General features: G+C 41.5%; 22 protein-coding genes. 12 read left to right on the top strand and 10 right to left on the bottom strand.

From position 1 onward, the window contains the following. Window positions 1–141 precede the first annotated feature (141 nt). The 4 genes from HWQ40_RS33620 to HWQ40_RS33605 all read left to right on the top strand — a co-directional run bounded on the left by HWQ40_RS33620 (window position 142) and on the right by HWQ40_RS33605 (window position 1,517). On the top strand, window positions 142–438 hold the full coding sequence (locus HWQ40_RS33620) for a BrnT family toxin (RefSeq protein ID WP_292786546.1): 297 nt from the start codon (window positions 142–144) through the stop codon (window positions 436–438). Next, a complete protein-coding gene (locus HWQ40_RS33615; protein WP_292786544.1) occupies window positions 428–712 on the top strand; it encodes a hypothetical protein in 285 nt (94 codons plus the stop codon). Before HWQ40_RS33620 ends, HWQ40_RS33615 begins: the two co-directional genes overlap by 11 nt. Window positions 713–845: 133 nt before the next feature. Next, the gene (locus HWQ40_RS33610) at window positions 846–1,157 is read left to right on the top strand and encodes a hypothetical protein (protein WP_292786541.1); all 312 of its coding nucleotides are present in this window, start codon (window positions 846–848) and stop codon (window positions 1,155–1,157) included. Between the two features lie 18 nt (window positions 1,158–1,175). After that, window positions 1,176–1,517, top strand: a complete 342-nt coding sequence (locus tag HWQ40_RS33605; protein ID WP_292786539.1) for a DUF1877 family protein — start codon at window positions 1,176–1,178, stop codon at window positions 1,515–1,517. 181 nt (window positions 1,518–1,698) lie between these two features. Here the strand turns inward: HWQ40_RS33605 and HWQ40_RS33600 are convergent, their stop codons facing one another. Then, window positions 1,699–3,990, bottom strand: a complete 2,292-nt coding sequence (locus HWQ40_RS33600) for an amylo-alpha-1,6-glucosidase (protein WP_292786538.1) — start codon at window positions 3,988–3,990, stop codon at window positions 1,699–1,701. Window positions 3,991–5,219: 1,229 nt separating this feature from the next. Between HWQ40_RS33600 and HWQ40_RS33595 the strand changes: the two genes are divergently transcribed. The 3 genes from HWQ40_RS33595 to trpE all read left to right on the top strand — a co-directional run bounded on the left by HWQ40_RS33595 (window position 5,220) and on the right by trpE (window position 9,432). Then, window positions 5,220–7,229: a DICT sensory domain-containing protein gene (locus HWQ40_RS33595; protein ID WP_292786535.1), complete on the top strand. Its 2,010-nt coding sequence runs from the start codon at window positions 5,220–5,222 to the stop codon at window positions 7,227–7,229. Between the two features lie 152 nt (window positions 7,230–7,381). Next, complete coding sequence (locus HWQ40_RS33590) at window positions 7,382–7,807, top strand: photosystem I reaction center subunit II PsaD (protein WP_292786532.1); 426 nt, start codon at window positions 7,382–7,384, stop codon at window positions 7,805–7,807. Window positions 7,808–7,902: 95 nt separating this feature from the next. Further along, window positions 7,903–9,432, top strand: coding sequence for an anthranilate synthase component I (gene trpE / locus HWQ40_RS33585; RefSeq protein WP_292786530.1), 1,530 nt, complete (start codon window positions 7,903–7,905; stop codon window positions 9,430–9,432). Window positions 9,433–9,907: 475 nt separating this feature from the next. Here the strand turns inward: trpE and HWQ40_RS33580 are convergent, their stop codons facing one another. Then, window positions 9,908–10,147 (bottom strand): hypothetical protein, encoded by a 240-nt coding sequence (locus tag HWQ40_RS33580; protein ID WP_292786528.1) that lies wholly within the window; start codon window positions 10,145–10,147, stop codon window positions 9,908–9,910. Window positions 10,148–10,216: 69 nt separating this feature from the next. Beyond that, on the bottom strand, window positions 10,217–10,429 hold the full coding sequence (locus HWQ40_RS33575; RefSeq protein ID WP_292786525.1) for a chlorophyll a/b-binding protein: 213 nt from the start codon (window positions 10,427–10,429) through the stop codon (window positions 10,217–10,219). Between the two features lie 666 nt (window positions 10,430–11,095). Here HWQ40_RS33575 and HWQ40_RS33570 point away from each other — a divergent pair. After that, a complete protein-coding gene (locus tag HWQ40_RS33570) occupies window positions 11,096–12,058 on the top strand; it encodes an orange carotenoid protein N-terminal domain-containing protein (protein ID WP_292786522.1) in 963 nt (320 codons plus the stop codon). A 611-nt stretch (window positions 12,059–12,669) separates the two neighbouring features. On the opposite strand, the gene HWQ40_RS33565 is transcribed toward HWQ40_RS33570, so the two are convergent. Together HWQ40_RS33565 and HWQ40_RS33560 are read right to left on the bottom strand one after the other, a co-directional pair. Then, window positions 12,670–13,125, bottom strand: a complete 456-nt coding sequence (locus tag HWQ40_RS33565) for a nuclear transport factor 2 family protein (RefSeq protein WP_292786520.1) — start codon at window positions 13,123–13,125, stop codon at window positions 12,670–12,672. A gap of 34 nt (window positions 13,126–13,159) precedes the next feature. Continuing rightward, window positions 13,160–13,291, bottom strand: a complete 132-nt coding sequence (locus HWQ40_RS33560) for a hypothetical protein (protein WP_292786517.1) — start codon at window positions 13,289–13,291, stop codon at window positions 13,160–13,162. 71 nt (window positions 13,292–13,362) lie between these two features. On the opposite strand from HWQ40_RS33560, the gene HWQ40_RS33555 reads away from it, so the two are divergent. Continuing rightward, window positions 13,363–13,950, top strand: coding sequence for a Uma2 family endonuclease (locus HWQ40_RS33555; protein ID WP_292786514.1), 588 nt, complete (start codon window positions 13,363–13,365; stop codon window positions 13,948–13,950). 2 nt (window positions 13,951–13,952) lie between these two features. Here HWQ40_RS33555 and HWQ40_RS33550 read toward each other — a convergent pair whose 3' ends face one another. The 4 genes from HWQ40_RS33550 to HWQ40_RS33535 form a co-directional block, all read right to left on the bottom strand. Then, window positions 13,953–15,887, bottom strand: coding sequence for a type I restriction enzyme HsdR N-terminal domain-containing protein (locus HWQ40_RS33550; protein ID WP_292786511.1), 1,935 nt, complete (start codon window positions 15,885–15,887; stop codon window positions 13,953–13,955). A gap of 339 nt (window positions 15,888–16,226) precedes the next feature. After that, window positions 16,227–16,631: a biopolymer transporter ExbD gene (locus tag HWQ40_RS33545; RefSeq protein WP_292786509.1), complete on the bottom strand. Its 405-nt coding sequence runs from the start codon at window positions 16,629–16,631 to the stop codon at window positions 16,227–16,229. 442 nt (window positions 16,632–17,073) lie between these two features. Further along, a complete protein-coding gene (locus tag HWQ40_RS33540) occupies window positions 17,074–17,478 on the bottom strand; it encodes a biopolymer transporter ExbD (protein WP_292786507.1) in 405 nt (134 codons plus the stop codon). Beyond that, a complete protein-coding gene (locus tag HWQ40_RS33535) occupies window positions 17,465–18,133 on the bottom strand; it encodes a MotA/TolQ/ExbB proton channel family protein (RefSeq protein ID WP_292786505.1) in 669 nt (222 codons plus the stop codon). The genes HWQ40_RS33540 and HWQ40_RS33535 overlap by 14 nt, the downstream gene beginning before the upstream one ends. A 349-nt stretch (window positions 18,134–18,482) precedes the next feature. Between HWQ40_RS33535 and HWQ40_RS33530 the strand changes: the two genes are divergently transcribed. Then, the gene (locus HWQ40_RS33530; RefSeq protein ID WP_292786503.1) at window positions 18,483–20,009 is read left to right on the top strand and encodes an energy transducer TonB; all 1,527 of its coding nucleotides are present in this window, start codon (window positions 18,483–18,485) and stop codon (window positions 20,007–20,009) included. Window positions 20,010–20,201: 192 nt separating this feature from the next. Here the strand turns inward: HWQ40_RS33530 and HWQ40_RS33525 are convergent, their stop codons facing one another. Next, window positions 20,202–20,360: a hypothetical protein gene (locus tag HWQ40_RS33525; protein ID WP_292786500.1), complete on the bottom strand. Its 159-nt coding sequence runs from the start codon at window positions 20,358–20,360 to the stop codon at window positions 20,202–20,204. A gap of 250 nt (window positions 20,361–20,610) precedes the next feature. Between HWQ40_RS33525 and HWQ40_RS33520 the strand changes: the two genes are divergently transcribed. Then, window positions 20,611–20,856: a hypothetical protein gene (locus HWQ40_RS33520; RefSeq protein ID WP_099099597.1), complete on the top strand. Its 246-nt coding sequence runs from the start codon at window positions 20,611–20,613 to the stop codon at window positions 20,854–20,856. Window positions 20,857–20,866: 10 nt separating this feature from the next. Then, window positions 20,867–21,907: a hypothetical protein gene (locus tag HWQ40_RS33515; RefSeq protein ID WP_292786497.1), complete on the top strand. Its 1,041-nt coding sequence runs from the start codon at window positions 20,867–20,869 to the stop codon at window positions 21,905–21,907. The last annotated feature ends 17 nt before the right edge of the window (window positions 21,908–21,924 follow it).

Below are 21,924 nucleotides of genomic sequence, written 5' to 3'. Positions count from 1 at the left end.
TTATTGGGTTGAGGAAGACAAGAAACAGGTAAGCATTGCAAGGCTCTGGCACACATCAAGATTCAGTCTTGAATTGTAATTGTAAACTTTTACAAAAAAGCGTATTGACAACGTAAATACATCTTGCCTAGACTATGAGGTATGGATGTTTTTTTCGTGCTTAATGGTGTCACCTTCCTTTGGAACGAGGAGAAAGCTCGGATTAATCCTAGTAATCATGACGGCATTACATTTCAGCAAGCCGTAGAAGCTTTCTTCGATCCGTTTCTAGTGGTGGTTGACGCAAGCCGCAATGATGAGGAGCGAGATGCTGTAATTGGCTTGGACAGACGATGGAATCTTCTTTACGTCGTCTACATTGAGCGTGAAAACGACATGATTAGGATCATTTCGGCTCGGAAAGCGACGCCCAAGGAACGTGAATACTATGAAAGCTGAATTCTTAAAAAAGCGACTCGATAAAAATCGTCCAATGACGACAGTGACAATTCGCATTCCCGAGGATGTGATTGAGGATTTGAAGCGAGTAGCACCATTGTTAGGGTTTTCTGGTTATCAGCCATTAGTTCGTGCTTACATCGGACAAGGACTCCGATCTGATCTTGAGCGACTTGAGGGTGATACTGTTTCTACATTGATTGCCAGCCTGAAACGGCATGGTGTGAGTGATGAGATAATTCGTGAAGCACTCAGCGAAGCGACTGGGGGGTAGTTTTAAATTCTCTGTTCGCGGTCAGCAGTTAAACAAGACAAGGTTCTGGCACACATCAAGATTTAGGTCTGAATTATAACTGTATGACATTTCATTTGAGCAGATATAGAAAATATCCTGGAGCAGATAAGGTATGGGAATAGAGGGAAACTTCAAACAAATACCCGCACCTCTTTTAGAGATAGCGAAACAAGATTTGTATGTATTGGACTTGTATCTTCATGCAAAAGAAGCTTTAGAAACCGGAGCAGTTCAACATCTGCCTGCCTACTTAAAAAAACTACTTAAAAAAAAAGGAATTAATCATAACCAGGACGCTCTTATTGCTGAGGAGCAATGGAGAATTGGAAGACTAGAGATTGATTCTTGGCACGCAATCCACTACTTGCTAACTGAGGATATATCTTCGTGGGAAGAATGTCAGATACCTTTTATTGTTGCCTGAAAAAAGGAAAACAACCGATTGCTAATCAATGCAGTGATGGGCACAACCTCAATTGAAGGAACAAAAGGTAGTTTTAAAGATTTCGGCCCTGTAAAATATCTTGTTCCCTCAGAAACTCAGCAAATCTCCGAAGCGCTGCTTCAAATTTCAGAAAAAGAGTTTACTAAGAGATATGAAGAAGCTTGTGTGCTGAATCCAGATGTTTACAGAACATTATGGGATGAGGAAGTAGATGAATATTGGTATATATTTCAGTGTATTTCAGAGTATTACAGGATAGCTGCTGAAGAAACCAGAGGTATGCTGCTCTACCTCGGTTGTTTTTACGGGGTTGATTTCATGTGGGAAATGCAAGAGTAATGTCGCAGGCTGCTAACAATTCGGTTGAAACGGACTGAAGGAAACCCCTGGAGTTGATGCAAAAGTTATCTGCGGCGGCTCAATTTTGACATTATGCCACCGAGCGATGTCTACGACGGGCGTAAGTGCCTCACTAAGCATAAAATAGGGAGTGGTGAATTTCCTACTCCCTACTCCCTTCCTATGCTTCGATAACTACCCTTAGATTGCCCCGTTTTTTTGCAACACGACAAGCAGTCGTAGTCCCAGAACGCTCGAATTCTAAATCGAGGATGGTGGGGCCGACTCGCAAATTATGAAATGACAGGCGATTAATCGATTCTGGCAAAGCCGGGTCGATTATTCGCAAGCAGTTATTTTGAGCGTCAGGCACCAAGTTGACCATCATTTGCAGTAGTTGGAAAATACTACCAGTAGCCCAAGCTTGGGGAGTGCAGGCAACTGGATACTGCACAGGGGCATTATCACCGTTCCGTTCGTAGCCGCAGAAAAGTTCTGGAGGACGTTGATAGGGTTGCTGCTGAGTCATATCGAATAAACCTTGGAATATTTCTAGGGCTTGATCGATAAGACCGAGCGATCGCAATCCCATTGCAATCAGAGCGTTATCATGGGGCCAAACCGAACCAATGTGATAACCCATCGGATTATAAGCCGGTGACAAACTACTTAGAGTCCGAATGCCCCAACCATTAAACATATCTGGTGCCCGCAACCGTTCTGCTACACTATGAGCTTTTTCGTCTGTGAAGAGTCCCAAATGCAGACAATGACCAGGATTTGAGGTAATACTGTCTACTGGCTTACCTTCTCCATCCAAAGCCAGGGCGCAGAAATCTTGGTCTTCCACCCAAAAATCTCGATTAAACCGAACCTTAAGATTTCTCGCCTCTTCTTGCCAACGATCTGCCAAATCAAGCCGCTTTTTCATCCTAGCTATTTCTGCTAGGCGCATTTTTGCAGCATAGACGTAAGCTTGCACCTCACACAGGGCAATTGGGCCGTTGGCTAATTCTCCCTTGCGGTCTACAATACAGTCGCCAGAATCTTTCCAACCTTGGTTAGCAAGACCGCGTTTCGATGTACGGAAGTAGCTGAGGTAACTGGTTTGTTTAGTATTGCGATCGATCCACTCCATTGCAGCTAGAGCATTCGGCCAAAGTTGCTCTAGGAGTTCTTGATCGTGAGTCCAAGCATAATGTTCGGCATAGAGCAGCAGCCACAAGGGAGTAGCATCAACTGTACCGTAGTAGGGTGTATGGGGAATTTCTTGACAACGAGCCATTTCTCCCAAACGTAACTCGTGCAAGATCTTACCCGGTTCTTCTTCGCGCCATTCGTCGTCAATTCTACCTTGGTATGTCGCCAGTAATATTAGAGTTTCCTTAGCGATTTGCGAGTTTAACATTAGGCTTTGAGAAGCTGTAATCAGCGAATCTCGCCCAAATAGTGTCGAAAACCAGGGTACTCCAGCGGAAACAGTCTTATGCTTCCCAAAAGACTGGCGCAACAAATACATATCTTGTTCAGCCCGTTCAATCACTCGATTGAAGGTACTCTTATCTGAGCTAATGCGAGTAATTTGTTGTACCCAGTGTTGCTCCTCCATCCACTCAGCAGCTTTTGCCTGTCCTAAGGTAGTGGCGGCGCTCACGGTTGAACTAGACTGGTTGTTCCTCAACATATTCACTCGGTAGCCCAGCTTTTGAGTTTCGTGAGAAGCCAACTCTAGCTGCCAAACCGCAGTGTAACCCTTGAAATAGTCTGGTTGCCGATGCTGGAATAAAATCCGGGATTCCATCACTGAGCCGTCCAGACCTTGATAGGCGAGTGTTAAAGATTCTTCTCTAGAGGCAGATGGCTCTTTAGGTACTGGTGCAACACCATCGACGTGAGAAAATGTTCCTTCCTCAGTCGTCGGTTCTACTAGGCGTAAAAGCCGACCTCGTTTTTCTCTGTCATAGCCCCGGACTTCAAATAAATCAACAAAATCCGCATCAAAGCTGATGGTTAGTTCAAAATTGACAGTAGTTGTGCTGTAGTTAGATACTTCTATTTCTTCAAATAGTGCCCCATTCAGCACGATTTCTCGGCGAATTCCGATAGTCTCGGCTTTTAGACGTTCGTCGATTCTGGGGGTGGTACACAAAACTGAGAGTGAAAAACCTTTCTCAGCAGTACTACTGAGGAGTACAGGCGATCGCCCTTCAATTTGTAACTCCAAGCGATTGAGAAATCTCGTATCACAACAAAACAGTCCCATACTGGGATTACCATCGTTGAGGGAACAGCCAGAAATATTCCCGATAGTATCTGTCACAAAAAATAAATCATCATCTTTAACCGTTAGTGTCGGTTGCGATCTTTCAGCCACAACACAAGGCCACTCCGGAATCGGTAATTGTTCGGCAGGAATAAAAGTTTTTCCATCCAGAAAAATTTTTTCTGGGGTCATTAGCGTATCCGGTGTCATTAGACAAAGTTCCGTGTACAGGTCTATATTTTTGTGGTCTTTTGAGTAGAAGTCTCTTACCCAAGAGGCAGAGGGAAAGAATAAATACCCTTTTGCTTTGAGACAGAGCGTCGCAAAAAGAAAGATTTGTGTCGAGACACGTAGTTTAAACAAAGGACAGCGTATCGTAGAGAGAGAGAAAGTGCGGAGTCAGATCAGCAATCTTGCCCTGCTTTTACAGCGCTTTTCAAGTAATTGAACTACACTACTCCCTACTCCTTGTCTTAGTTTTGGTCTAAATACCTGAAAACCTCTGTAAATATACGGTTTTCTCTTTGCCCCATCCTCTCTGCTTCTTGTTCATCCTCACAACTTCCGAAAAAAGACGCTCTTTAAAACTCGTTTGAGCTATTCGAGCCAAAATAATCCTGACATATTGCTGACAAAATGGCAGCACTCATATCCATATAAGCATAAGCAAATCTTCTTGAACGAGGCAGGAGGCACACTGCCCTCAGCAATAACTGCCTTTGTCGATAAATTTATATTTTATAAGTTTGAGGTCAAGACTGAAAACTGAGAATTTTGAGATAATTTATTAGTCGTTGAACTTTCAAAGACACAAGGTATCTAGTATACTCTGTGAAAATGTGAAGCTGACGGTTTTTGTTGGACATAGAGAAAATTGATTCTTTACTAGTATACGATTTTGTCTTAAATATCTTTGGTATTTGATTAGACTAATTTATGATAATTAATTAATTAATTAATTGATTAAGTTTAATCACTAATTATTGATTAAGTTATGTGAATGTCACAGTCATGATTTTTGGGTAAGAAAATTTCTTTAGCAAGCATAAATCAACGTCGGCAAAGTAGGCGATGTCTACGACAGGCTATTTTGCCGATGCATGGACTGTAAATCGATCGTCTGTGGTTATTAGCGAATACAGTAGTTAAAACCATACAATAATTAATGTTTTAGTACTTATTCCTGAAAGATTTTACCTGTGCAAGCAAAAGCATCAGTTGTCGAGAATGTATATTGGGCGTAATAGGTTGTCAATCAAGAAATCAAGTGTACCCACGCCCTTTAGTTGGTAACAAAGTGTTGCGACTGCTTTGGCGAAAAGCGCTTTTTAGCGTTCTTTACATATTGCAGCTGTCTATTTAACTTGAGAGTCCCTTGGAATTTGTACAATGCAGCTGTGACGTGGATCTGATCGAGGTTGAGCGTTTAACAATAATTCATGAGCATTTCGACTTCTGTGCTGAGTGATCTGCTAAAGTCCCTACCCTACTTGCGGCCCCAGCTATATTTTAAGGCTTCACTAACGGCGCTCTCCCACGCGATGGAAGATCAAGTTTTGGCTGCGACTTTAGCACAACCCCTTGTAATTGCTAGTTTCCAGCGAGAGCGATTCTACCGCCAAGAAGCTCATCGCTACCTGCGACTAGCCTTGCGGAGTAACCAAATATACGTATTATCTGCTCCAGAAACGGATTTCACCAACAGTTCGGAAGACTACGAAAAAGTGGCTTTTGAGCCAACGGATGGCTTAAGTCAGGAGTGGCATTTGGTAGTGATCGCTGACAATTATGCTACTTGTCTAGTTTGCCGAGAAAACCTTGGTTCTCTTGCCAAAAACAAGCAACTACCGGAACTAAGCCCTAATCTGGATATAGACACAGCCCGAAGATTTGAGGGAATTTGGACATCAGAAAGGGGAGTTAGCCTCAAAGCAGCCGAATTGCTGTTAGATAGGGTTTTGGTTTACAGACCAGAACTAGCAAATAAAATTCAACAGGCACGTCAGAGGTTTGGCATCGGGGAGCCGCGAAACCACTCGGGAGCCGAACAGGTAAACGAGTATGCCTGTGACATTGATACAGATCCCTTTGTGCAGCGCTTAGTAACTTATTTGCAAGCTAGTCAATACAAATTGCACAAAGCTTACCGTTCTATTGCTGCCCAAGCACGAAAAGAACGATTAGTCAACTCAATTAGTACTGCCATTCGGCGATCGCTCGATCCTCACGAAGTTCTCCAGGTGGCGGCACAAGAATTAGGGCAACACCTAGAAGCTTGTCGCTGTTTAATTTACCGCGCTCAAGCCACAGATAGCCAAGCGATAATTGAACACGAGTTTTTGACTCCCGGTGTTTTATCTGTTTGTGGGCAAACATGGGAGTTAGAGAAAAATTCTCTATTTCGGGACATCGTGGAACAAGGCGAAGGTGTTTGTGTAAGCGATACGCTGAGTGACCCTCGCGTTACCAAATCGCCAGGACTTTCCACGATCGCCAAAAAGTTTGCCATTCGTTCTTGGCTGATGGAACCAGTATTCTATCAGGGGCGATTATTGGGGATTGTGGAGTTACATTACTGCCAGATGCCACCGCACGAGTGCCAACCTGGAGAATTGGATTTGGTAGAAGCGATCGCTACCCAAGTAGGAGCAGCTCTTATCCAAGCGGAAGCTTACGCTAACCTAGAAGAACTTAACCAGCAGCTAGAAGCCCTAGACCGCACCCGCAGCAACCTCATAGCCATCACCGGACACGAACTGCGTACCCCCCTATCCACAATTCAAGTGTGCCTGGAAAGTCTCGCTAGCGAACCGGATATGCCCTTAGAGTTGCAGCAGGTCATGCTCAACACCGCTCTTTCCGACTCAGAGCGGATGCGAAAACTGGTACAAGATTTCCTCACACTTTCCAACTTGGAAAGCGGCCGGGTGGAATGGCATCCAGAATCCCTCACCTTACAAGAATGTGTGGATTTAGCACTCAGCCGAAATCGCACGCGTTCCTCAATGGAAAAGCCGCCCCAAATCAAGACTCAAATTGCCGAAAACCTACCTTTAGTAAGAGCTGACGGTGACTGGCTAGTAGAGGTACTGGCAAAACTCATGGACAATGCTTTGAAATTTACGCCACCTCAAGGAGAAATCACGATTAAAGCGATTTACAACAGCCGTCAAATGGTCGAGGTAACTGTGGCTGACACTGGACGCGGCATTGAACCGAATCGTTTAGAAGTAGTTTTTGACCGCTTCTATCAAGAAGAGGGAGCGCTGCGCCGCACCACTGGCGGGACTGGACTTGGTTTAGCAATTTGCCGTCAAATTGTTAATGGCTGGGGTGGGGAAATTTGGGCAGAGTCAACTGGCAAAGACCAGGGTAGTCAGTTTCACTTCACTATCCCGATTGTTCGGAGTAGCCAAGAGGAAAAGCGGACAAAAGTCAAGAGTAAATAGGTATTGAGCATGGGGCATTGGGGATGGGGCATTGATTTTTGACAAATGACTAATGACAAATGACTAAAAACTGTTACAGTCTATGACGCGATCGCAATATGATCCTGGTTGCAGTGTTAGGATTCCCTAAAAACGTTGAGAGAATCATCTTTATGGCAGAAACACTCTCTGGACAAACCCCGCTATTTGCTGGCAGCACTGGTGGTTTGCTCAATAAAGCAGAAGTTGAAGAAAAGTACGCTATCACTTGGACTAGCCCGAAAGAGCAAGTATTTGAATTGCCTACAGGTGGTGCTGCTACTATGCGGAAAGGTGAAAACCTGCTGTATATAGCTCGTAAAGAATATGGCATCTTTTTGGGCGGTCAGCAACTTCGTAAACTCAAAATCACAGATTATAAAATTTACCGGATTTTACCCAACGGAGAAACTACTTTAATTCACCCAGCTGATGGTGTCTTCCCCGAAAAGGTAACTGAAGGTCGTGACAAAGTGCGTTATGTAGACCGTCGTATCGGACAAAACCCCAGTCCCTCTAAAGTTAAGTTTAGCGGTGTTTATACCTACGACGCTCCATAACTAGCTGTTAGTAGCTAATGGGTAATTAGTAATGGGTAAATGGTAAGTGAATTACCCATTACCCATTACCAATTACCAATTATCTTTGAAAAATAATGATGTTTCCGGATTTCTCCCAGTTTTGCACCCTAGCGCAACAAGGCAACTTCGTCCCGGTATATCAAGAATGGGTAGCGGACTTAGATACGCCCGTATCTGCTTGGTATAAAGTTTGTGCAGGTCAGCCCTATAGCTTTTTGTTGGAATCCATAGAAGGCGGGGAAAAGCTGGGACGCTATAGTTTAGTGGGCTGCGATCCGGTGTGGGTTTTGGAAGCAAGGGGCGATCGCACGACTCAAAAAAACCGCGATGGTTCGCAGGTTGTTTTTGCTGGCGACCCTTTTACAGCTTTAGCCGAATGTTTAGCACCTTATCACCCAGTGAAATTACCAGAGCTACCGCCAGGAATTGGCGGTTTATTTGGGTTTTGGGGCTATGAATTGATTCAGTGGATTGAGCCGCGTGTGCCCATTTATCCACCAGATGAGCGGAATATACCTGATGGATTGTGGATGCAGGTAGACCACTTGTTGATTTTTGACCAGGTGAAGCGGAAAATTTGGGCGATCGCTTATGCTGATTTACGTGACCCGAATGTAGATTTCAAAGCAGCATATCAACAAGCTAGCGATCGCGTCACCCAAATGCTCGAAAAGCTATCTTTACCCCTATCGCCGGAAAAAACTCGATTGGAATGGAAACCGCCAGGGAGCAGGGGAGCAGGGGAGCAGGGGAGCAGAGGAGCAGAGGAGCAGAGGAGTAATTTTACTCGCCCTGATTTTTGTGCCAGCGTTGAAAAGGCGAAAGATTACATTAAAGCAGGTGATATTTTCCAAGTAGTAATTTCTCAGCGACTATCAACACCATACACAGGCGACCCTTTTGCCCTTTATCGGTCGCTACGTCAGATAAATCCTTCGCCTTACATGGCTTACTTTAACTTCCAAGATTGGCAAATCATCGGTTCCAGTCCCGAAGTGATGGTGAAAGCCGAAACCGATTCAGATGGTGGAGTAATAGCGACGGTACGCCCAATTGCTGGGACGCGTCCGCGAGGTAAAACCACTAAGGAAGATGCGGCCTTTGCTCAAGATTTACTCCAAGACCCCAAGGAAATTGCCGAACACGTGATGCTTGTGGATTTAGGGCGGAATGATTTGGGGCGTGTTTGTCAAAGTGGTAGCGTCAAAGTTGATGAATTAATGGTAGTTGAGCGCTACTCCCATGTAATGCACATTGTTAGCAATGTTGTGGGGAAATTAGCACTTGGTAAAACAGCATGGGATTTACTGAAAGCTTCCTTCCCAGCAGGTACGGTAAGTGGCGCACCCAAGATTAGGGCGATGGAAATTATCCATGAGTTAGAGTCTAGCCGTCGGGGTGTTTATTCCGGTGTATATGGATATTACGATTTTGAAGGACAATTAAATACTGCGATCGCAATTCGCACAATGGTAGTGCATGATAGTACGGTCAGCGTACAAGCAGGTGCAGGTTTGGTAGCTGATTCTGAGCCAGAGAAAGAATACGAAGAGACGCTAAATAAAGCTAGAGGTCTATTAGAGGCGATTCGTTGTTTGCGTTGAAGTAGGGACTGAAGAAGGAAATAGGGTACAGATTATTCCCTGTCACCTGTAACCTCTCCCCTAACCCCAATCCCTTTTACTGTTTGTATAGTTGCTTTCGCATACAATTAATTGCACACTGGTTTTTGTTGCTTAATTGTAAAACCGGGCTTGATATAAGTACAGTAACAGTTCGATCTGCGGTATGAGCATCCAGACCAGACTTTAAAAGTTGATGTACCAATACCCTCCGATTTTGAATTACATAGGTTTTACTTTGAACAGCAAGATGTTTGGAAACAATTTGTGCTACTTCTAAGCCCACGTATCCACAATACCGTGACAAATTGGGAAGCTTTATAAATCCAATCAACATCAAACTTTTTCCAAAGCTAAACAGAGTTTTTTAAACTTATTGAAAATTTAAAAGAAGTCCTGGTATCTAAATCCAAGACCTCTGTTGAAGTTACTACACACTAGAAATGAACAAACTTACTCATCCTAATTGGCTGAAGTAAATCGCCCAAATAATTCCAGTTACTCCAACGGCAATTAAAAGGTTAGTGAAAAATCTGCCGAACTCAATTTCTTGTCCCAATCCTTTGTCATCTTGACCGGCAGTAAAAAACAATGACCAGGCTTGATTTGCATTGATAGTCTCAAAGTTGTTGAAATCAGGTCTAAAAACAACCGGTCCAATTAAATCCTTTTTGGGATAATCAAAATCAGTTTTCATAAGTAAGTTTGCCTCTAAATTGCTTTATTCGTCAAGTGAAGAAAATTAAGAAATCTCAAAGTGTCTTCTTTAAAGGCTGGTTAGCCATCCAATCAAACCATGTCCGGTGATAACTTCTACAGCTATGAGTGAAACAAAAGCAATCATTGCCAAACGGCCATTGAGTTTTTCAGCATATTTGGTGAATCCTATCCGTGGAGTTTTATCAACATAAACTTTGGGTTCAATCGCAAATCTGTTGGGTTGACCGCGTTCGTTAATCGTAAAACCTTTACTTGTCATTTTTTACTCTTTGTTTTTGCTATCTGTAAACGAATATTAACTATTGTAAATATTTTTTGCAACTACTTGACATATAAATAAAAGTAGTAACAACCGTACTAAATAAGTAGGGTATTTCGGATTTGTGTGAGAACTAGGCGATGTCTACAGTCGGGTGTGATGCTCGATAGCGAAGTGTCTTTAAGGATTATGGAAATTTTATGCCCACAAAAACGTGCGATGTCTACGATGGGCTACACCTATGCTCTTAAAAGTGAATGCACACAAAAGTACCAATTACGTTAAATCTAGCTTCAAGAAAACCTATTGTCTCTATAAACAGAAGTTATCAATGAATAACTGAGAAAGTATTGCTTATTTGTAACAGAATTGTTATGTTTCTTTACATAAAGATACAAAAGCAGCATCAATGCGTTAAACCACCGTTAATCAAGGCTTTTTAAAAAACTATGCAGTTAAGCCTGCAATGTGCTTTGCCAAGTATCTAAACTCAATGGCAACAGCATCACTATGCCTTTATTAGAGCTATGTCTACAACAGGCTTTCTAGTGATGCCAAAACTACTGAGTGCCTTTATTAACATTTAAACGCATTTCTTTTCTGTCTTTGCACATTTGATTTTTCACATTTCGGTAGAACTGTAATTTTCTTTTTGGAATTTCTGCTATGTCTTTTACCATCCAGTCGGCTCAAAGTATTTTTCCCGGCACCCTAATTGCTGACCTTGTTCCAACCGTCGTCGAATCATTCTCTAAGCTCAATGCTGAAGATCAACTAGCATTACTTTGGTTTGCTTATACCGAGATGGGTAGAGGCATTACAGTTGCTGCTCCTGGGGCAGCCAACATGATCCTCGCACAAGGTTTAATGGAACAAATTAAGCAGATGCCTTTTGAGGCTCAAACGCAAGTCATGTACGATTTGGCTAACCGTGCTGATACTCCCCTCTGCCGTTCTTATGCATCCTTCACCGTGAATATCAAGCTGGGCTTCTGGTATCAGTTAGGAGAATGGATGGCCCAGGGAATCGTTGCTCCGATCCCACAAGGTTACAAGCTTTCTCCTAAAGCTGCTGATGTGTTGCAAGCCATCCGCAATGCTGATTCTGGTCAACAAATCACCATCCTACGCAATACCGTACTGAATATGGGATTTGACCCGAACGCTCCCGGAAGTTACAAAAAAGTCTCAGAGCCTGTGGCTCCTCCCACTGCACTAGCGTTTCGGACTAAAGTCACCATTGAGGGCATCAACAATCCTACGGTACTTGGCTATATCAACAACATGAATGCCAATGACTTTGATGCTGCGGTTTCTCTGTTTCGTTCCGAAGGTGCTTTGCAACCTCCCTTTGAGAGACCAATTGTTGGTCAAGACGCAATTCGCGCTTATATGCGTGAAGAATGCCAGGGATTGAAGATGCTCCCAGAGCGTGGCGTATCTGAGCCTGTGGAAGATGGCTATACCCAAGTTAAAGTCACCGGTAAAGTCCAAACCCCTTGGTTCGGTGCCAGTGTGGGAATGAATATTGCATGGCGGTTTTTGCTAGATCCCCAAGGCAAAATCTTCTTTGTAGCGATTGACTTGCTGGCTTCTCCTAAAGAACTGCTGAACCTAGTACGTAAATAGAGGGCTAGATTAGTTGCTGCTTAAGCGTGGATGAGTGAAGGAGCGTAGGCGTAGCCCGTCGTAGACATTGCCACGCTTAAGCAAAAGAAACTATAGCGGCTTCTTTGGTATCTTCATGCTGCGATCGCTATTGAAAACAACCGATTCCATCAGCGATCTTTTAAAAGATTATTAAATAATTTTCAGGTGAATAGCTAAAGTTATAAAGAATTAAAATCTTACTTTAGACAAGTTTATATAAACAATATAACTATATCTCTTGGCTAGGTAGTGTTTATACTTGAGAGAGAGAGTTTTTCACCCAACTGTTAGCTATTCTAGTTTATGTAAACAAACAACACTGTATGGGTGTTATGCCGCTGTGGCCCAGTATCAGACATCGAAGGAGAGCGACCGCAGATGTTTGAACAGTGTAAATTAAATGCGTTGACGGTGTGGAGTTTTTGTCGCTTCCTCCACTTTATTATCACTTAGGGAAGGTTAAATTCTTCATCAGAGCGGTCTGAAGTGGTAGGCGTCTTGTGTTTTTTACATTACAAGTTAATTTTTGATACTCCAATATCCTTAATTCAAAATAAATTAGGGATATTGGAGTTTCACGACTAGTGGAACTATCTGTTAGCTGGCGTTTCTGTGTCAAAATATTCACGCCAGCGACTAATTTGACCATTCCTGAAATCTACAACAATTACGTCATCAGCTTTATTACGATGACCTGTCGCCTCTTCTGTATCTTCGTAGTACCATTCTACTGCTGCCTGATTTACTCCAATGATAATCCGCTGGATGTCTATTTTGATATTTGAATACTGTTGTTTAAAATGGGTAAGTTCTTCTCGAATTCTTTCTTGCCCACGCCAGGATTGACCAGGCACGATTAGTTCTCCATCAAATGTAAACAATTGTGCAAGAGCATCGACATCTTGAGCAACCCATGCATCTTTAGCTTTTTCTATTAATATTTGGATATCTTGTTGGTTCATAGACTGACTAGCAAATAAAGGTGTGCTAAAAGTTAAGCTAACAAATATAATTCCTAACACTAGCCATTGAGATAACCAAAACATCTAGATTTTTTTACCCTCTAACTAAAGTATCAAGCTATAGACCATTAGTAAAATTTAACCAGGAGTTGGTTGCATTGCGATCGCTCCTGCGAAAAGCCAGGTTTTGATTGGATGCAGATGTCTGTAGCGTTAATGTTAATTCTACAACCAGAACTGGCGATCGCACTCCATTATCTCATTATGCGATCGCACTCCACACAGCACTACACTAGAAAGATAAGATGCTCAGAATAGCCTATGAACGCCACGACAACCACTTTCCCTTCTACACTCAAATTGAAAATTGACTTGACTGATGAGCAATTTTTCCAGATGTGTCAGAAAAACCGCGATTATCGATTTGAGCGTACAGCATCAGGGGAATTATTAATTATGCCACCTACAGGTAGTGATACTGGCAACCGTAACTTTGATATGGTTGTTGAATTAGGAATCTGGAATAAACAGACTAAATTAGGCAAAGGTTTTGACTCTTCAACTGGTTTCACCCTACCTAATGGTGCAGAACGTTCTCCTGATGCTTCTTGGGTGAAAATTGAGCGATGGAATGCTTTAAGCCCAGAACAACAAGAAAAATTTGCCCCCATTTGTCCTGATTTTGTAGTAGAGTTGCGATCTCGTACTGATTCCTTGAAGGAATTGCAAGAGAAAATGCAGGAGTATATCGAAAATGGCACTCAATTAGGCTGGTTAATTGATCGGAAAAACAAGCGAGTGGAAATTTATCGTTCAGGTAAAGATGTAGAGATATTAGACAATCCTGCTAGTTTATCAGGAGAAAATGTACTACCTGGGTTTGTGTTGGATTTACAGCAGATTATGTAGTTTTATTGGTTAGGATAGATATAGCGCATTTCAAAGCGACTTTGTTCCCAAAGTGGTATTAAAGCCTGTTTAGCAGAATTTAACTGAGATTGCGAAAAAGATATTTTACCATTTTCTATAATCCAAATAAATATTCGAGTGATTAAATCTGCCTTAAAACTATTCTCGTATTCATTATTATTTATTCTTACTACTTGCCGATCTAAGCAATCTATAGCATATTTAAAACCCAAGTTTTTCCAATCTATAGAATTGCTATAATTTTCTTCTGACGGATTTTTCCACTCAACTCGCCGCAAATTTCCGAAAATATAGTCTATGCCTGTTATGGAAGAATCTGTGTTACGCACTAAATTTGTATAGGCTTGGTAATATGGTTTCAATTGCGAAACTGCAATATTTTCCACATAGATATGTAGCCAAGATTGTATATCGCGAAGATAAGGTACTAAATCTCTGATATTATCAATTTCTTTAATCAGCGCACGTTCACTTCTGTAATTTGTTATTTTTGCTAGCAATTCAGCTTCAGATAATTGAGACTTTTCTGAATAGTAGTTAATAACCTTGGGAATATATTTATCTAATAACCACTGTTTGGTATATCTAGCTGTCCAAGTTCCTCGTACTCCAATATTTTGTGGACATAAGCTAAATTTAGCTGTTTCAATAGATTGTAAATTAATATTATTTAGCTCGTAGATTATGTTAACTTGATTGCTAGGTAATAAAGATAAATCTCTGTCAAATTTGGGTAATACAAATGCATGATCACGAATTCCTCGACTCACTCGAATTGATATATTTTCTCTATGAAATAGATGCCATTCTGACTTGCCTTTTTTATAATCAAATTCATTAGCAAACTGCTGCATCAACTGCCATAATTCTTGTACTACAGAAAAAAGGATAAAACCGCGAATTTCTGAAAAGTTTACGAATTCAAAATCCCATGTTTCTAGAGCATTCTCAAATTCAATTATTAAATTTTGATATTCTTGACAAATTTCATCAACACACAAACACAAATCTGTTGCTTCTATTTTTGATAAAATAACTGTTATTTGACCCAAATTTACTGTAAAATTATCTTTATCTAATTCTTTCAAAAAACGACGACAACCCCAATCAGGCTGGGTATGTAATCCAGTCATTAATTGACCTAAAATATCTTGATGATTTAAGCGAATTTTTAGACCTTTAAAAAGAATACTACTGAATTCTATTTGACAATTACCTTCTCCAAAAGCTTTGGGTAAATTACAGGCGATCGCTACTTTTGGTTTAACAACAACTAAGTGGCAGCCTTCCCGCATTATAGAAGGCTCAAAATCACATTTTTCTAAAAAAACCTGTAAATCTGGATTGCGTACGATTAATTTTTCTATGAAGTTAAATTTAGTATACGTAAAAATATCGGTTGTATTTTTATCGATATTTTTAACTAAATCAAAATTGAGTTTATTATAAAATTTTGAGGCAACATCGTTATTTTTTAAGGTATCTATATTTAGATCAAATACTAATTCTTCTTGATTGTAATGCAGACACTGAAAAACCTTGATTTCATATCCATTAGTGACAATAAAAAATAGTGTTTTAAAATGATTACTATAAAATTTAGCTTGTTCAATAGCCTCATTTAACTTAGTTTTTTGCGGTTCTATCGCTTCCACAAAAATCAGTGATGTATTTGTATTTTGTTTTTTAACGTCATCTGTTGCAAAATAAATCTGAGCAATTTCTGGATTTTTGGCGTAGTTTTCTGATTGATATGTTTTCAAAGAGTATTCACGATGACATATCTCTGGATAGCAGAGATAGTGAAACATTGGCAAAATCAACTTTTCTTTTACATCATCTTCATTTCGTAAAACATGATGGTCAAAACCTTGTATCCATGTAATGAATTTTTTAATTGACTCTGGAATAGTCATCAGATAATCTACCTGCTTGTATAAATTTGCTATGCCTTATTTTGTTCGTGTAATTAGCAATTTATCAAGTCAGTTTGGATTATGTCGTGATTGTAGATACTAGAATAGAACGATTCGGCGAAACTTAACCTTGGCAAAACCTATACCAATAAAAGTTACTGCCGTTAGAATTAAACATCTGGTGAAAATCAGGTAGGCAAAATTAATTAATTGTGTATAACAAGAATTTTGGGCAACGCATAATAAATTGCTGGGGATGTCTATTAGACAAGAAGGAGTTAGGAGTCAGAATATAGAATTTTCCTGACTCTCTGAACTTCTGATGCCCAATATATCTATTTATTCTCTTTGGGTAGCGATCGCTAATTTAGCTCCCGGAACCTGACGTACCCGATCCATCACCGCCACCACCCGACCATAATCAACTTTTTCATCAGCATTAATAATCACTAACACTTCTGGGTTAGAACCAACTAAAGTCCGCACTTGCGCTGTCAAATCATCAACTGCAATTGGTTTACGGTTCAGGCTTACCTGTTCTTTTTCATCTACCGTAATGGTAATTTTAGTAGGAGCTTGCTGTTGTTTAGCTGTGGCGGCCTTCGGTAAATTTACTGGCAAACCTTCTGAACGTGTTAAAAACAGAGTTGACATAATGAAAAATGTCAAAAGGGCAAAAATCACGTCAATCATCGGTACGATGTTGATCTGTAGCGGAAGCTCTGGTTCATCTGGTATACGCATAAGTTTTTTCTTTTCAAGAATATTAAAAATATAATGATAATTTTTTCAACTGTAATCATCATAATTTTGATTTACCCAAGCGCCACATTTTTTTAGTAAAAATTATCCAACATCAAGGGGAGCTATTCGTTTAAGCGGGTTTCCAGACTTGAAGCGACTGGCGTTATTTCATATCTCTGAGGATTATGCAAGCATGACAGGAGCTGCTTTCTAATTACAAATGTTTGACAGCTACCACTTTTTAATTCATTCACACTAATAATAGTCATTAGACAAGAAAAAGTTTGCAGTTAAGAGCCAGAATATAAAGTTTCCGTTAATTCTGGCTGCTAGTGTTGTTAAAATGGTTGGTGAATTTGAAGCAAGCGATTTTAATTGATGGAAAGATGTTAGCCTGGGTCAAAACATCTTGAAGTATTGAGATAAACAGTATTTATACTTGTTATCTTTGGGTAGCGATCGCTAGCCTTGCACCCTTCACCTGACGTACTTGATCCATTATCCCTACTATTTCACCGTGCAAAACTTTTTGATCGGCATTAATAATCACCAATGTATCTGGGTTAGAACCAACTAAAGTCCGCACTCGCGCTGCTACATCATTAACTGCTATTGGATCGCGATTTAGGCTTACCTGACCTTTTTCATCTACCGTGATGGTAACTTTAGTGGGAATTTGCTGTTCCTTCGCCGTGGCTGCCTTCGGTAGATTTACTGGCAACCCTTCCGATCGTGTTAAAAACAGCGTTGACATAATAAAAAATGTCAAAAGGGCAAACATTACATCAATCAGAGGTACTACATTTATAAATGGTGCTAAATCTGGTTCATTATCATCTAGATCCATAGGACTTCTCCTGTTGTTCGTGGCGATTGAGTTGGTCATAACGGTCAAGGAACAGTATTTCTAGCTGTCCGCCGTACTCTTGAATCATTGTTATCTGCCGCTGGTATAGTCCCCGGAAGATGCTGGCTCCTAAAAGCACAAAGATAGCCACAACCAATCCTGAGGCGGTAGCAACTAAAGCTTCACTAATACCACTAGTGACTGCACTAGTTTTAGTACCTCCGACATCACCAATATTCAGTCCAGCAAATGAACGAATTAATCCTAAAATTGTGCCGAGAAGTCCCAACAGAGGCGCTAAACCGATAATCGTGTCAAATACAGGTTGAAATCGCTTGAGCATAGGGATTTCTGCTTGCGCCTCGCTTTTCAAAGCCAAACGAAATTTTTCTGGAGTCGGTCTTTCTAGCTGTAGTCCAGCCAGAAAAATGCGTGCTATAGGTAAATCTACGTTTTTTTGCAGCTTATCCACAGCACTAACGAGATTATCAAGTCGATAAAGATTTAAAACCTCTCGCACCACCCGGTTTTGACGCTTACCAATCTGTATCCAAAACTTCGCCCGCTCAATCATTAGTGCCCCTGCCAACACCGAAAACGCCAGCAGGGGCAACATGACCACACCGCCTGCTTCAAACAAATTCTGAATTCCCATGTAGTGCCTCTAAACGTCATCAACAATACAAAATTAGACTACCAGAATCTAGCTAAAAAATGAAACTTTTTCTCAATAGAGTTTAAGATATAATGATAATTTTTTCAAATTTAATTATCATTAATTTTATTTAATACTTTTTTAGTTTCTATAAACTAATTTAATTAATCCATCACACAAAAATTAATTTTATCTAGAAGTCGTCATAATCAACAGTATTTTTCAAAGAGATTTTTATTATTAAGTATGCTGTTCGTAACACTGTCCGAAATAATTTTAATTTTTTACTTGATATTTGCAACCATGCATTCTAAGATGACTAAATTAGTGAGAATAGGTAGCAATAGCTATGAGCTTTTCCGGCACTACTGTCGAGCAACGTTCCAAAGAAGTTGAGGCTCTCAAGTCTTTTCTGACTTACAGTCTAATAGGTTCACTGGCGCTGCATATCGGCGTACTGTCCTTAGGCATAGGTAATTATTTGACGAGAGTGCCCACGGGAGAAGAAGAACCAATAGAGGTGGCGATCGTTGATGCTCCGACTGCGGAATTAGAAAAACCAATCGCAGAGATTCCAGAAGAAATAAAAAAAGAACCAGAAGTTGTCCAAAAACAGCCTATAGAAACCCCACCAGTAGAAAAAATTCAGCAGCAAGAACAGATTACAGCAGTTGCTCAGAAGCCACAGCCGATAAATACGCCGCCAAAAGCAATTGCTACCAAGCCAGAAGTGGCTGTGAAATCTGCATCCGTTCCACGATCTGCTATATCTGAAGATTCCAAAGCAGGTTCGGCAGGTGGCGGTGGCGGTGGTGGTGGTGGCGGCGGCTCTGGTGTTGGTTTAGGCTCAGGTAGTGGTATTGCTGTAGGTACAAGCAGCGGTACTGGCCCTGGTGGAGGTACTGGTACTGGCACTGGCGGTGGCATTGGCAGTGGGACAGGCACTGGCACTGGTAGCGGCATTGGTAGTGGCACTGGCAGTGGAATTGGCAGTGGCACTGGCAGTGGCATCGGTAGTGGAATTGGCAGTGGCATCGGTAGTGGAATTGGCAGTGGCACTGGCAGTGGAATTGGTAGCGGCACTGGCAGTGGTATAGGCAATGGAGTAGGAAACCGTCCGACAGTAGCAACAGCGCCAATAGTGCCAACACCTCCAAAAATTAACACTTCAGGTAATGCTAATGGTCGTGCAGCCTGCCGCGAATGTAATGCCAAGTATCCAGAGGCAGCAAGACGGCGAGGAGTTGAAGGCAGAGTAGAAGTAGCTGTCGATACTGATGCAGACGGAAATGTTACCAATGTGCGGATTGCTCGCTCTAGTGGAAACCGCGACTTGGATGAAGAAACCAAGAGACAAGCGCGTGAGTGGAAATTAAAACCCGCAGAAGGTGGTAGACAAGGGGTATCTATAGCCACTGAATTTGCCATAAAAGGTTCACGACGATCGCGCCAAGTTCAAGAACGGCAAGCACAAAGACAAGCACAAGAGAGAACCCAGCAGACAGCAGCTGCCAACTCGACACAGGAAACTCCAAGACGTAGGCGACGAGAGTTGACACCACCCTCATCTAATGAAGCTAGAGCCACAAGACCAGCAATATCTGGATTTAGTCGGCGACTGGAACCTCAAAGAACGGAAAGTCCTGCTAGAAACTCATCATCTGAAGCTAGAACAACTCGTACTCAAGGAACTGCAAGAGAGTCCCTACGCCGTATCCGGCGCGAGCAAACGGCTACCGATTCATCACAAAAGCCACAAGAAACTACAAATCGGCGGCGGCGAAGAGATAACACTAGCCAGAATAAATTGCGGGACTCTTTACGCCGTTTACGCCAACAACCTCAATCACAACCTGCTGCTCCCAGTCAGCAGTAGTCTGTCAAGTTGAAATTGATGGGTTAGTAATCAGCGCTTGAGCGCTTAACAAAGGATTCAAGTCCTGATTACGAACTTATTGACCCAGCAGAAGTTTGCTTGACAGACTACTACTAGAGGGATAAAACTTATTAGAATCATACTTTGATTAACAACGATCGCCGCCTGCTGTTTTTAGGAGGCGGTTGTTTTTTAGATAGAAATGGCTTCATTAACCATTACCCATCTAGCATGAGGAAGAGGGGTTAGGAGTGCGGTAATTTTATGATGGGCGATTAGATCGGCTGGCGATCGCTTGATTTGCCAGTCAATAGTAGTGGAAGTAAATAATTCTGCACTTTCCCCTACCAACTTTTCTGATGAGGGCCATGTAAATCGCTGCGCCTAAAAAATGATAGTAGTCTTTGCTGATCACCAATTATATGCTGAGAGATATAGTCAATGGCTAACTTTCTATTTGCTTATCTGCACTTTACGCTAGGCGTCAGATTCACTGATTTCAATAAAACTTCTACACAAACACACACTGATGCCGTTTGATTTGCTTGAATAGCTATATTGATAGGACATTGATAACGTCGGCAATTCACAATTCCTGATTATGGCAAGTAAATTCATTGATGTTAGGGAATATACTGTCAGGGCGCACAAAAGACAGATTCATACTCGTGTTTTCCAGTTTGTCTGTAAAGAGTGTAACGATCTGACAAAACGCGAGACTTTCGGCCCTCGACCTTTATATTGTGAGAGATGTCGCCCTCCCCAACCGCCTAAAAAATCCCAGCCAGCCTCTCACAAAGCAAAACCCAGAGCAATGTCTTATAAAAGTGATATCGATTTAAATTGATTAAAGCCCTATGACTCAAAATGGACAATTAGAACCGCCTCCAGAAACCTTTTTCTCACCACTGTTGGAATTACGAGACTATTATGCTCGCCTTACAGAAGAGTATGAACGCCTCTTTGTGCAGGCGCGATCGCAGCTCGATCATGTAGAAGCGTTGTTGTCTAACTGGTCTTTTTCTGATGCCAACAAGCAGATATCAAGATTAACGACGGTTGATGAAACCTCAAATCTTTCTCCAGAAGGTTCTCTGCGGTTTTTATCACCTCTTGATGACATCGAGGAAATCAACTTGGTGGAGTCTTTAGAGTCAGTACAAAAAGACTCAGATCGAGTTGAGATAAATAATTCCTTTTCTGCTGCTGTTGATACAAAAGAGAGTCAATCTCAAACGACATCAACAGATCCAAAGACCGCCCCAGAGAACAACGATAGTTCAACGAAGGTAGTGGAAATTCCGATGCTACCTCAGTATCAGCACGCTATCTCCCGAATGGAAGCCATAAAACAGCTATTGCAAGAACAAATAGGTACTGTTTGTCATATCGATTTTATCGTGCGATCGCTCTATGGAGAGTTAGATTCCCATCTATTCAAAGTAGTTAAAGGTAGAGTGCAATCTTCCCTCACCCAAGGCAGAGAAAGGAATTACTGGGTAACTATTCCCGATGAGCCAGGTTGTTATACTCTGGATTTAAATTTGGTAGCCCCAAGTAATCGCAATGGTGCTTCTAGGAGTATCAAGAACAAAAATAAGAAGCCTTTCGTTCCCCCGACAAAAACAGTACCGATGCTCAAAGCCTTTGAGGGTCAATTCTTAATTGATGCCCTCACCTCTCTGTTGGAACAAAATCCAGGTAAAGTTTTCAGCGTTGCTGAAGTCATCGCCGGAATTTATGGAGAACTAGATTCTCAGCAAATTAGAGAGATCAAAAATAAGGTGCTGAATGAACTATCTAGAGGCTATCGGACAGGTAGATTCGCTAGGGTTCCTAATCAAATCGGCTTTTATACTTGGGACTCAAATCTGATATTGAAGGGGAGTTCTCGTTAAATTGGGCATTGGGCATT

It is taken from the genome of Nostoc sp. NMS9 (assembly GCF_017114995.1).
Taxonomy (GTDB): domain Bacteria; phylum Cyanobacteriota; class Cyanobacteriia; order Cyanobacteriales; family Nostocaceae; genus Nostoc.
The sequence above is the reverse complement of the archived record's forward strand: the minus strand, read 5'-3'. Positions and strand labels throughout refer to the sequence as shown.